Origin of the sequence: Bradyrhizobium ottawaense, assembly GCF_900099825.1 — a bacterium.
Lineage (GTDB): Bacteria > Pseudomonadota > Alphaproteobacteria > Rhizobiales > Xanthobacteraceae > Bradyrhizobium > Bradyrhizobium ottawaense_A.
Genome location: NZ_LT629693.1, coordinates 4635823 through 4648190, shown reverse-complemented (window position 1 = coordinate 4648190; position 12368 = coordinate 4635823). Strand labels below are relative to the sequence as shown.

The 12368-nt window shown below is 62.2% G+C and carries 7 protein-coding genes; 3 read left to right on the top strand and 4 right to left on the bottom strand.

The window, feature by feature from the left end; genetic code table 11:
- Positions 1 to 91: 91 nt before the first annotated feature.
- Entirely contained in the window at positions 92 to 1114 is a 1023-nt protein-coding gene (locus tag BLR13_RS21635) for an LLM class flavin-dependent oxidoreductase (protein WP_074819736.1), read from the bottom strand.
- A gap of 396 nt (positions 1115 to 1510) precedes the next feature.
- On the opposite strand from BLR13_RS21635, the gene metF reads away from it, so the two are divergent.
- From metF to maiA, 3 genes are all read left to right on the top strand, one after another.
- The gene (gene metF, locus BLR13_RS21630) at positions 1511 to 2422 is read left to right on the top strand and encodes a methylenetetrahydrofolate reductase [NAD(P)H] (protein WP_074819738.1); all 912 of its coding nucleotides are present in this window, start codon (positions 1511 to 1513) and stop codon (positions 2420 to 2422) included.
- Between the two features lie 3 nt (positions 2423 to 2425).
- A complete protein-coding gene (metH, locus tag BLR13_RS21625) occupies positions 2426 to 6286 on the top strand; it encodes a methionine synthase (RefSeq protein ID WP_074819740.1) in 3861 nt (1286 codons plus the stop codon).
- A gap of 289 nt (positions 6287 to 6575) precedes the next feature.
- Positions 6576 to 7235, top strand: coding sequence for a maleylacetoacetate isomerase (maiA, locus tag BLR13_RS21620; RefSeq protein ID WP_074819743.1), 660 nt, complete (start codon positions 6576 to 6578; stop codon positions 7233 to 7235).
- Positions 7236 to 8157: 922 nt separating this feature from the next.
- Here maiA and BLR13_RS21615 read toward each other — a convergent pair.
- The 3 genes from BLR13_RS21615 to glpK all read right to left on the bottom strand — a co-directional run bounded on the left by BLR13_RS21615 (position 8158) and on the right by glpK (position 12278).
- Positions 8158 to 8784 carry a glutathione S-transferase family protein gene (locus tag BLR13_RS21615; RefSeq protein WP_074819745.1) on the bottom strand — a complete coding sequence of 209 codons (627 nt, stop codon included), beginning with the start codon at positions 8782 to 8784 and terminating at the stop codon, positions 8158 to 8160.
- Between the two features lie 117 nt (positions 8785 to 8901).
- Complete coding sequence (locus tag BLR13_RS21610; RefSeq protein WP_157793712.1) at positions 8902 to 10671, bottom strand: caspase family protein; 1770 nt, start codon at positions 10669 to 10671, stop codon at positions 8902 to 8904.
- Positions 10672 to 10772: 101 nt separating this feature from the next.
- Positions 10773 to 12278, bottom strand: a complete 1506-nt coding sequence (gene glpK, locus BLR13_RS21605; protein WP_074819750.1) for a glycerol kinase GlpK — start codon at positions 12276 to 12278, stop codon at positions 10773 to 10775.
- Between the last annotated feature and the right edge of the window lie 90 nt (positions 12279 to 12368).

Genomic DNA, 12368 nt, shown 5'->3' with positions numbered 1-12368 from the left:
CCGAATGCAATTGCTTCAGACGGTGTCTACTACACTGGTTCATAGGTAGATCACGCGGTATGGGTCCCGGCTCAAGGCCGGGACGACGGTATTACGCCGCCACCTTCTTGCCCACCCCGAACGCATCCGCCAGCAGGCTGTAGGACTTCTTGCGCGCGTCGTGGTCGTAGACCGCGGTGATGATCATCAGCTCATCGGGTTTCGCCGCGTCCAGCATCGGCTGCAGCTTCGATTGGATGGTCGCAGGGCTGCCGACGAACAGCCGCGAACGGTTGCGCATGATCGAGGCGCGCTCGCTATCCGTATAGGGATAGGCCAGCGCTTCTTCGACGCTGGGCAGCGGCAGAAACTGTCCGCGATCCCTGCGCAGGCGGTTGAGGTCCATCGAGGACGCCAGCTTCTCGGCTTCCGCATCAGTCTCCGCGGCAACGGCGGCAATCGCGAGAATGCCGTGCGGCTTCGCGATCCAGCCGCCTTCCGACTTGAAATGCGCATGGTAGTTGGTCATCGCCGCGACCGCGTCATAGGACGCGAAATGATGCGCGAACGCGAAGCCCATGCCGACTTGCGCGGCAAGCTCCGAGGAGTAGTCGGACGAACCGAGCAGCCAGATCGGCGGCAGCGGCACGTCATCGGGCATCGCCACCACATTGTTGTAGGGATGGCCCGCCGGAAAGCCGCGGGTCTCCCACAGGATCAGTTCCTGCAGCCGTTCGAGAAAATCGTCGCCCTCGCGGCGGTCGAGCCGGCTGCGCAAAGCATGCGCGGTCGCGCCATCGGTGCCGGGCGCGCGGCCGAGCCCGAGATCGATGCGGCCGGGAAACAGCGCCTCCAGCATCTTGAAGCGTTCGGCCACCACCAGCGGCGCGTGGTTGGGCAGCATCACGCCGCCAGAACCGACGCGGATGTTTTTGGTCACCGCGGCGATCTGCCCGATCATCAGGTCGGGCGCGGGGCTCGCGACCGAAGCCAGATTGTGATGCTCGGCAAGCCAGTAGCGGACGTAGCCGAGAGCATCGACATGGCGCGCCAGATCAATGCTGTTGCGCAGTGCCGCGGCTGGTCGGGTGCCGGTGGTGACGACGGAAAGGTCGAGAACGGAAAGCGGGATCATGGCGCTAAGCTAGTGCGGCAAGCGCCGGCGACAAAGGGTGCCGACGTGCAGATCAGGCCCGCGCCGGCGGGCATGAGATGCGGCCAACGACCAGTGCAAGTGGGATGAAATATAACAAATATCATATAGCTCGATACTGCCCAATATCCGATCCGCAGCAGGATCAAGCGCCAAAATCATCATAATATATTGAAATAACTACATATTATGACAAGATAGCTTCCTGACCATGCCTGCCCACCCATCGCGATTCTGAAGCGAATTCCTCAGATATTTCATATCTGATGGGCAATTTCCCATGCCTGATGGGCTGTCTGGAGCGTCGCATTTGGCTTAGTTTAGCCGATGGCCGCCAGGCCTGATGTTGGCCCAATCCTGTGGAGCTCCGCGACTGCCATGACCGAGGTTACCTCCCCCGCACCCGATGGCCGTGCGCTCCACTCGCCAAAGATCTCCTTCGAATTCTTCCCGCCGAAGACCGAGGAGATGGAGCGTTCCCTGTGGGAGACCGTCAACCGGCTGGCGCCGCTCGCCCCCAACTTCGTCTCGGTGACCTATGGCGCCGGCGGATCGACGCGCGAGCGTACCCATTCGACCATCGCCCGCATCCTGAAAGAGACTCGGCTTACGCCGGCCGCGCATCTGACCTGCGTCGGGGCGCCCAAAGGCGAGATCGACGACGTGGTGGCGCGCTATCACGACGTCGGCGTCCGCCACATCGTCGCGCTGCGTGGCGATCCCACCACCGGCATCGGCACCGCCTATCAGGCGCATCCCGACGGCTATCAAAGTTCGCCGGACCTGATCGAAGGCATCAAGAAGCGCTATCCCGATATCGAAATTTCGGTGTCGGCCTATCCGGAGAAGCACCCGGAGAGCCCGAGCCTGGATGCCGACATCGACACGCTCAAGGCCAAGGTCGATGCGGGTGCTACCCGCGCCATCACCCAGGTGTTCTTCGATAACGATCTCTACTTCCGTTACCTCGACCGCGTCCGCGCCCACGGCATCGATATCCCGGTCGTGCCGGGCATCATGCCGATGCACAATTTCAAGCAGGCGCGCGGCTTCGTGACCCGCGCAGGCACCACCGTGCCGTCGTGGCTGGCGGACAAGTTCGAGGGCCTCGACGACGACGCCGAAACCCGCAAGCTGGTCGCCGCCACCGTCGCGGCCGGCCAGGTGCAGAAGCTCGCCAAGCACGGCGTCGATACCTTTCATTTCTACACCATGAACCGCGCGGACCTCGTGTTTGCGATCAGCCATTTGTTGGGCATCCGCCCCGCTGGCGCACAGAAGGCTGCCTGATCCATGACCGCTCCGATTTCGCCCAAGCGAACCGCTTTGCTCGCCGCCGCCCGCGAACGCATCCTGGTGCTCGACGGCGCCATGGGCACCATGATCCAGGGCCTGCAATACGACGAGGCCGCGTTTCGCGGCGCGCGGTTTGCGGATTTCCATCGCGATGTCCGTGGCAACAACGACTTGCTGATCCTGACGCAGCCTGACGCGATCGAGGACATCCACGCCGCCTATTTGCGCGCGGGCGCCGACATCGTCGCCACCAACACGTTTTCCTCGACCTCGATCGCGCAGGCCGACTACGACATGTCGGACCTCGCCTACGAGCTCAACCGCGACGGCGCCAGGCTCGCGCGCGCCGCGGCCGAGCGCGTCAGCGCCGAGGATGGCAAACAGCGTTTCGTTGCAGGTGCCTTGGGCCCGACCAACCGCACCGCCTCGATCTCGCCCGACGTGTCCAACCCCGGCTACCGCGCCGTCACTTTCGACGACCTGCGCAAGGCCTATGGCGAACAGATCAACGGCCTGCTCGACGGCGGCGCCGATCTGCTGCTGGTCGAAACCATCTTCGACACGCTGAACGCCAAGGCGGCGCTCTACGCCATCGCCGAGATCACCGAAGCGCGCGGCGTCGACGTGCCCGTGATGATCTCGGGCACCATCACCGACAAGTCCGGCCGCCTGCTCTCGGGCCAATTGCCGGAAGCGTTCTGGAATTCGGTCCGGCACGCCAGGCCTGCCACCATCGGCTTCAACTGTGCGCTCGGCGCCGAGGACCTGCGCGCCCACATCGCCGATATCGGCCGCGTCGCCGACACGCTGGTGTGCGCCTATCCGAACGCCGGCCTGCCCAACGAGTTCGGCCAGTACGACGAAACCCCTGAATACATGGCGCGGCTGATCGGCGAGTTCGCAGCTGCCGGCCTCGTCAATATCGTCGGCGGCTGCTGCGGCACCACGCCGGATCATATCGCGGCGATTGCCGCGGCCGTCGCCCGGCACAAACCTCGCGTCGTCCCCGCGATCGAGCCGCGGCTGCGGCTCTCGGGATTGGAGCCGTTCGAACTGACGCCCGCAATTCCCTTCGTCAATGTCGGCGAACGCACCAACGTCACCGGTTCGGCGAAATTCCGCAAGCTGATCACCGCGGGCGATTACACCGCAGCGTTGGCCGTGGCGCGCGACCAGGTCGAGAACGGCGCCCAGATCATCGACGTCAACATGGACGAGGGCCTGCTGGATTCCGAAGCCGCGATGGTGACGTTCCTCAACCTCGTCGCCGCCGAGCCCGACATCGCCCGCGTCCCCGTGATGGTGGACTCGTCGAAGTTCGCCGTGATCGAAGCCGGCCTGAAATGCGTTCAGGGCAAGCCGGTGGTGAATTCGATCTCGATGAAGGAGGGCGTCGAGAAGTTCGTCCACGAAGCCCGCATCGCGCGACGCCATGGCGCCGCCGTGGTGGTGATGGCGTTCGACGAGGCCGGCCAGGCCGATACGTTCGCGCGCAAGACCGAGATCTGCAAGCGCGCCTACGACATCCTGGTCAAGGAGCTCGACTTCCCGCCGGAAGACATCATCTTCGATCCGAATATCTTTGCGATCGCGACCGGGCTGGAAGAGCACAACAACTACGGCGTCGACTTCATCGAGGCGACGCGCTGGATCCGCCAGAACCTGCCGGGCGCGCATATTTCCGGAGGCGTCTCCAACCTGTCGTTCTCGTTCCGCGGCAACGAGCCGGTGCGCGAGGCCATGCATTCGGTGTTCCTGTATCACGCGATTCACGCCGGCATGGACATGGGCATCGTCAATGCCGGGCAGATGATCGTCTATGACGACATCGATCCCGAGCTGCGCCAGACCTGCGAGGACGTCATCCTCAACCGCGATCCCGGCGCGTCCGAACGGCTGCTGGCGCTGGCGGAGAAATTCCGCGGCAAGGAGAAGCAGACCAGGGAACAGGACCTGGCCTGGCGCGAATGGCCGGTCGAGAAGCGGCTGTCCCACGCGCTGGTGCACGGCATCACCGAATATATCGAGGCCGATACCGAAGCCGCGCGGCTGACGGTCGAGCGTCCGCTCAATGTCATCGAAGGCCCGCTGATGGCCGGCATGAACATCGTCGGCGACCTCTTCGGCGACGGCAAGATGTTCCTGCCGCAGGTGGTGAAGTCGGCGCGCGTGATGAAGCAGGCGGTCGCCTATCTGATGCCGTTCATGGAAGAGGAGAAGGCGCGCAACCTCGCCAACGGCATCGTCGGCGACGGCCGCAGCGCCGCCGGCAAGATCGTGCTCGCGACCGTCAAGGGCGACGTCCACGACATCGGCAAGAACATCGTCGGCATCGTGCTGCAATGTAACAATTTCGAGGTCATCGACCTCGGCGTCATGGTGCCTGCCGCCAAGATCATCGAGACCGCCAAGGCCGAGGGCGCCGACATCATTGGGCTGTCCGGCCTGATCACACCTTCCCTGGATGAAATGAGTTTCCTCGCCGGCGAGATGGAACGGCAGGGCATGAAGATGCCGCTTCTGATCGGCGGCGCGACCACCAGCCGGGTCCATACCGCGGTCAAGATCGACCCGAACTACAAGGGCGGGCCGGTGGTGCATGTCAACGACGCCAGCCGTGCCGTTGGCGTCGCCTCGTCGCTGCTCTCGGCCGAGCGCCGCGACGCCTTTGCCGCCGACATCCGCGCCGAATATGCCAAGATTTCCGCGGCGCATTTCCGCGCGCAGGCCGACAAGAAGCGGCTGAAGCTCGGCACAGCCCGCGCCAACAAGGTCGCGATCGACTTCGCCAAGGCGCCACCGACCAAGCCGAGATTCTTCGGCTTCAGGAGTTTTGACGCCTACGATCTGGCGGAGCTCGCCGAATACATCGACTGGACGCCGTTCTTCCAGACCTGGGAACTGACCGGGCGATATCCTGCCATCCTCGATGATCCCAAGGTCGGCGAAGTCGCGCGCTCGCTCCATGACGATGCGCGCAAGATGCTCGATCTCATCATCAAGGAGAAATGGTTCACCGCGCGCGCCACCATCGGCTTCTGGCCGGCCAATGCTGTGGGCGACGACATCGCTGTCTATGCCGACGATACGCGACGTGAGCAGATCGCCACCTTCCACACGCTGCGCCAGCAGCTGGAGAAGCGCGAAGGCCGCTTCAACGCAGCACTTTCGGACTTCATCGCGCCTGTGTCCTCCGGCGTGCCCGACTATATCGGCGCCTTTGTCGTCACCGCCGGGATCGGCGAGGACGTGGTCGCCGACCGTTTCAAGAACGCCAATGACGATTACTCCTCGATCCTGTGCAAGGCGCTGGCTGATCGTCTCGCCGAAGCCTTTGCCGAGCGGATGCATGCGCGGGTGCGGCGCGAATTCTGGGGTTACGCGCCGGACGAGACCGCGACGCCGGACCAGTTGATATCAGAACAATATGCCGGCATCCGGCCTGCGCCCGGCTATCCCGCCCAACCCGATCACACCGAGAAGGCGACGCTGTTCCGTCTGCTCGACGCCGAGAACACCGCCGGGGTGAAGCTGACCGAGAGCTTTGCGATGTGGCCGGGCTCGTCGGTGTCGGGGCTCTATTTCTCGCATCCCGAGAGCTTCTATTTCGGCGTCGGCAAGATCGAGCGCGACCAGGTCGAGGACTACGCGATGCGCAAGGGCATGAGCGTCATCGAGACCGAGCGCTGGCTGGCGCCGGTGCTGAACTACATTCCCTCGCAGGAACCGCATCGCGCGGAGAAGACCGCGCCGCCCGCCCCCGCCAACGACGTTAGCTCCAAGGATTTGGCCTCGCACCCGCCGGGTTGCAATTGCGCGGTGCATCTGGCCTGGCGCAAGAAGGCGGTCGGGGCGTAGCGGGATCGCACCCTCCCCTGGAGGGGTCCGAGACGAGCGAAGCTCGCTCGTGGGTCGACGCGCAACGCGCGGCGGGGTGGGGTGACAGTCCCTCCCCGCGAACAGTGCCCGAGCTGAGAGATCACCCCACCCCGTTTCGCATTTCGCTTCGCTCCATGCGAACCGACCCTCCCCCTCCAGGGGAGGGTAAGAGAAGCGCACTGCAGCTCGTCGTCACCGGGCTTGACCCGGTGATCCATCTTCTTTCAAGAATGCTTCTCGAAGATGATGGATGTGCGGAGCCTCCCCCATGAAGTTCTTTTCCTTCTGGCGATCGCTGGCGAGTTTTCGGGTTCGCATCGCGCTCAACCTGAAGAAGGTCGCTGCCGACGTCGTCTTCATCGACCTCGACGCCAATGCGCACCGCGACGCGGCGTATCGCGAGATCAATCCGCAGATGGCGCTGCCTTCGCTGGTGCTCGACGACGGCACCACGCTGTTCCAGTCGCTCGCGATCCTCGAATATCTCGAGGAGACGCATCCCGCGCCGCCGCTGCTGCCGGCCGACCGAAAAGGCCGCGCCCGGGTTCGCGGTCTGGCACAGATCGTGGCCTGCGAAGGCCATCCGCTGCTGGTGCCGCGGGTGCGGCGCTACCTCGACCACGAACTGAATTTGCGCGACACCCAGCAAGCGGCGTGGCGCCGGCACTGGACGGTGGAGACGCTGGCCGCATTGGAAGGCCATCTCGCCGGCGACAAGGGCACCGGAGGCTTCTGTCACGGCGATGCGCCGACCTTCGCCGACATCTGCATGGTCGGCCACGTCACCGCGGCGGTGACGCAGCAGATCGATCTTGGCCCCTACCCGACCGTGAAGCGGATCTTCGAGACCGCGATGGCCTTGCCGGAATTCGCCAAGGCCCATCCCTCGATGCAACCCGACACGCCGGAAGCGATGCGGGCGAAGTAGGCGCAGCCACCATCCATGCGTCGTCCCGGCGAACGCCGGGACCTATACCGCGTAATTTATCGGTGAGACGCGGTAGCTAACATTTTGCCCGCACCGACCGCCGCGGCGTATGGGTCCCGGCGTTCGCCGGGACGACGGGGAGCGATTACCCACGCGCTCTATTCGAATTTCAAACAGCAGAAACTATTCTCGCGGCGCCATGCGCCCGGAGTTTTGAAAGAAAACCTTGCCCCATGAAAATCAGAGGGCGCAGGGAAGACCGGATGCGCGCTGCACCCGCGGTCTCGCGTGCGATGTGTATAAAAATGCTGCACACGAGCATACAGGTTCAGCGGAGAACACCCGGCCTTCCCTGCGCAATGGCTTTACGGCTTATACGTGATCGTCCTGGTGACCGGCTTTCTTGCCACCATCATCAGCAGATTGCTCCGCTCACTTGACGCCAGCACCGGGGCGTCGGACCCAAACGACTTCACCGTACGCAGCCACCCGTCTTCGCCAAAAGGCTTCGCCGGGCATTGGCGCGTTCGCCTTCGCGCTGCTACGTCCACCGCTCCCTGCCCCTCGTTTGCGACGACGGCCGACGCCCCTCTGGCGGGACAGGATGGCGGGCGTCCTAAAGCTGATTTGCCCGACGGCCCAAGCGGAATATTTTTCCGCGAAGGGCTGGACATGCTTGGTGATTTGCCCGTCGGGCTACTTTGTCGCAGGGCGCCGGATGAATTCGTTGTTGCGGGAGAAGGCGACTCATGATGATCGCGCCGTCATTGCGAGGAGCGAAGCGACGACTTGTCCGCCGAAGCTCAAAGAGCGAAGGCGGAAGCAATCCATTCTTTCTTCGTGTAGATAGATGGATTGCTTCGCGGAGCCTGTCATCGGGCGGGCGTTCGCCCGGCCCGTTGGCTCGCAATGCCGGTGCGGCTCACCCCTTTGGCGGCGCCAGCGGCTGCACGATTTCCCCGAACACCGGCAACGCTTCGCAGCGTGCTGCATGCGCCTGCAGCGCCGGATAGCGCGTGCCGAACAAAGCAGGATGCGCCTCGCCGGTAAAACGCAGCGCGCAGGCGACCGCGATGTCGGCGTGGCCGATGCGGTCGCCGAACCAATACGGTGTTGCGACCGCTGCGCGTTCCTTTTCCAGCACCGCGAGCACGCCCGCGATCTGCGCCTCGCAGCGCTCGACCCAGAGCGCGAGCTTTTCCTGCCGCAGCACCCGCTCGTACAGGAGACTGACGCCCTTGTCGCCGAGCCCCATGGCGAGCGCGGCAATCCGCTGTTGCCGCCAGCGCCCCTCGCCGTGCGGTGGGATCATCGCCTTGTCGGGCCCGACGCGATCGTCGAGATAATCCAGCATCACGGCGCTCTCGATCAGCGCCTCGCCGCTATCCAGCACCAGCGTCGGCACCCGCCGCAGCGGGTTATACGGCGCGATCTTGTCCGCATCGCCGAAGGTCGACCATGGCTTGTGCTCGAACGGCAGCCCATACAGCCGCAACGCAATCGCGACGCGGCGGACAAAGGGGGAGTCGTATTGGCCGATCAGGATCATTGCTACCTCACACACATTCGTCATGGCCGGGCGAGAGCGCGAAGCGCGTCTTCAGGCTAGATGATCCGGCCATCCACGTCTTTGCCTCACGCAGGAAAGCAAGACTTGGATGTAGCACTACCACCAATTTATTTGAGACAAGAGGTGCGCGTAAGCATCCGCAACCTCAGAAAATCGTTTGCTCGATCCTCGAAAGAATCCTTCTTTAAGTGGCGCCCAACCCTCGCCTTGCGATTTTACCTGGGCGATGAAGTTTGAATATACCTTCTCATCACTGAAGCGCCCCCTCTCCTTCCAAGCAAAACGGCCCGGAGGCCCCCAAACATGGGCCTTCACGTCATCGTCGCGAATATCTGCAAATGAAAGCGCCAAGAATATTTCGAAATCATCAAAAAGCTTATCGTAACTTCTGCCAAGGAAAAGCTCATCCTCTAGAAATGGTTGAACCTTTTTGTATATGTGCTCGCTACGAGGCACGTATCTCCTTTCCATATCGGGAAGTCTTTTGAAGTCCTCAGCAATCTCTGTCAGATTTGCAACAACAGCCAAAACGAGCGGCGGATCAGACCTGCCTGAAAGTTTCATTTCGGAATAGACCGGAGCGAACAGCGCCACCTTAAGTGTATCATACCGTCGCGCGGCTAATGCTGAAATTCCTGCTGCGTACATCAAGACCAAGAGAGGATACCATGCCAGTCTGAGCCAAACGACGATGCCAGAGTTAGCTTTTCCAACTTCAGAAATACGAGCAAACACCCGCTCAAGCAATCTAACGTGCTCCGGTTCACCCCAGTGCGCCAGAACCATAACGACGGTTACAAGATCTTGGATGGCTTCTTCATACTGTTGCAGGCGCGATGCGAATTTCTCATCGGTGACGGCATCGTTCGCAGGGAATTTTTCTTGCGAAAGCTTTTCGCCAGCTCGCCTTAGCTGCTCATTTATGAAGTCATTTAGTTTAATTCTGTCATTTGGATTGGCAACCAGACTCTTCAAAACATCGGCGACCGTATCCGACCTTGTCGGTACAGGCACTTCAAATGACGGACCCTTGATGAACACGTCACGATCTGCCTGCGGCTCTGAGGACGCCTGACTCTCAATCTTCTCCAGAATCGAAGTATCGAATATGAAATCACCATCTCCATCAAAGAACCCGAAGTGTGGTGTTTGGTGCGAGTGAGGATCGCCTCCGACCTTCTTATAGACATAGGCCATCAAGCCGTGACCCGTGATCGGTGCATCAGCGCTGCCTATCGCTCCCTCCAACCCGTCCAGTAGGTGCGACGTGAAGATGGAGTGGCCGGGGCGAGTTCCTCCAGCGTCCGACACGACCTCGTCAGCTTTTCCAGCGGTAAGCACCTGGCGAGAATAGCGCTGAAGCATGTCTTTTAGGAACCGCATGCTTCCGGGCGGGATGATCGTTCGCGTAAGCGCCAATCCTCCGTAACAAGCATCCATCAAAAAAAGCATATGCTTTGCATTTATTAGATCGGCATTTCGAGTCAACTCATCCCATCGGATCAGAGTTGCAAGGTCATCCGCCTTGCCATCAACTGGAACAAGAAAGCCCGTTTCGCCTCGCCTTCCAGTCACGGTATGACCATGACCGGCGAAAAAGATCATGACCCTGTCGTTCGGGCCCACCTTTGAGAAGTCAGAAAGAGCCAAAAACGCCTGCAGAATTCTTTCGCGCGTTGCGTCCAAATCCAACAGCACCTTCACATTTTCTGGTGCAAAGTTGAATCTCCGTTGGAGAATTTCTGCAACCGCAGTGGCGTCATTTGTCGCGTGCAATAGCGGGCCAGTATTGGCGTAAGCATTGATGCCTACAATTAGAGCGTGGCTCTTTTCGTATTTGGGCAAGTAGATAGTAGAATGAGGCAAGGCAACTCTCTGAGTTGGCATCTAAAAAGAGTGCCCATTCATAAATACAACCAAAGCAAGGTCAAGGCGCCCGTGCGCGCTATCCGGTGTTGTGGAAGACGCTACCCCTCCCCCTCATCACTCGCCAACACCCCCTTCACCGCCCGCGCCCAGCCGGCGAGCTTCCGCTCCCGCGTCGCCTGGCTCATCGCCGGCTTGAAGCGGTGTTCGAGGCGCCAGTTGTCGGCGAATTTTGCGGGCTCCGGATAGACGCCTGCTGCGAGCCCGGCGAGATAGGCGGCGCCGAGGGCGGTGGTTTCCTGGATCATCGGGCGGTCGACCGGCGCGTCCAGGAGATCGGCGAGGCGCTGCATGGTCCAATCGGAGGCGGTCATGCCGCCATCGACGCGGAGCACGATGTTGGCTCCCTTCGCATCCGGCCAGTCGGCGCGCATCGCGGCCCAGAGATCGAAGGTCTGGTAGCAGACGCTTTCCAGCGCGGCATGCGCGAGTTCGGCGGGGCCGGTGTTGCGGGTGAGGCCGAACAGCGCGCCGCGGACGCGCGGATTCCAGTAGGGCGCGCCGAGGCCGACGAAGGCCGGCACCAGGTAGACCGATTGCATCGAATCGGATTTGTCGGCGAGCGGGCCGGTCTCGCTGGCCTGCTTGATGATCCCGAGCCCGTCGCGCAGCCACTGCACCGCGCTGCCGGCGACGAAGATCGAACCTTCGAGCGCGTAGGTGCGCTTTCCCTTGAGCTGATAAGCGATCGTCGTCAGCAGCTTGTTCTTCGAGGCCACCGGCGTCGTGCCGGTGTTGAGCAGCGCGAAGCAGCCGGTGCCGTAGGTCGACTTCATCATGCCGGGCGTGAAGCAGGCCTGGCCGATGGTCGCAGCCTGCTGGTCGCCGGCGATGCCGGAAATGGCGATCGGGCCGCCGAACAGGCTGGCGTCGCTGTCGCCGAATTTGGCGGAGGAGTCTTTTACTTCCGGCAACATCGAGCGCGGCACGCGCAACAGTTTTAGCAGATCGTCGTCCCACTCGCCGGTGTGGATGTTGAACAGCAGCGTGCGCGAGGCGTTGGTGGCGTCGGTGGCGTGGACGCGGCCGGCGGTCAGCCGCCACAGCAGGTAGCAATCGACGGTGCCGAACATCAGCTCGCCGCGCTCGGCGCGCGCCCGCGCGCCCGGTACGTGATCGAGGATCCAAGCGACTTTCGTGCCGGAAAAATAGGGATCGATGATCAGGCCGGTCTTGGCCGAAATCGCCGGCTCGTGGCCTTCGGCTTTCAGTCTGGCGCAGACATCGGCGGTGCGGCGATCCTGCCAGACGATGGCGCGGTGCACGGCCTGCCCGGTGGCGCGGTCCCACACCACCGTGGTCTCGCGCTGGTTGGTGATCCCGATCGCGGCGATGTCCTTGGCCTTCAACCCGGCTTTTTCCAGCGCGTCACGGCACACCATGACGGTCGAAGTCCAGATATCCTCCGGCTCGTGCTCGACCCAGCCGGACGCCGGAAAATGCTGCGGGAATTCAGCTTGCGCGGTGGCGGCGACGGAAATATCCGAGCGAAACACGATGGCGCGCGAGGATGTGGTGCCCTGATCGATGGCCAGCACAAAGGACATGACGTTGCTTCCCGGAACGATGGTTGGTTGCGGCAAGGTGATCGGATTGGAAGGGGAAGGTCAATATGGGGCAGAGTTTCACCCTCCCCT

Bases quoted from the DNA above. Each gene is read 5' to 3' on its own strand.
- BLR13_RS21635 (WP_074819736.1), bottom strand. From the start codon at position 1,114: ATGATCCCGCTTTCCGTTCTCGACCTTTCCGTCGTCACCACCGGCACC.
- metF (WP_074819738.1), top strand. From the start codon at position 1,511: ATGACCGAGGTTACCTCCCCCGCACCCGATGGCCGTGCGCTCCACTCG.
- metH (WP_074819740.1), top strand. From the start codon at position 2,426: ATGACCGCTCCGATTTCGCCCAAGCGAACCGCTTTGCTCGCCGCCGCC.
- maiA (WP_074819743.1), top strand. From the start codon at position 6,576: ATGAAGTTCTTTTCCTTCTGGCGATCGCTGGCGAGTTTTCGGGTTCGC.
- BLR13_RS21615 (WP_074819745.1), bottom strand. From the start codon at position 8,784: ATGATCCTGATCGGCCAATACGACTCCCCCTTTGTCCGCCGCGTCGCG.
- glpK (WP_074819750.1), bottom strand. From the start codon at position 12,278: ATGTCCTTTGTGCTGGCCATCGATCAGGGCACCACATCCTCGCGCGCC.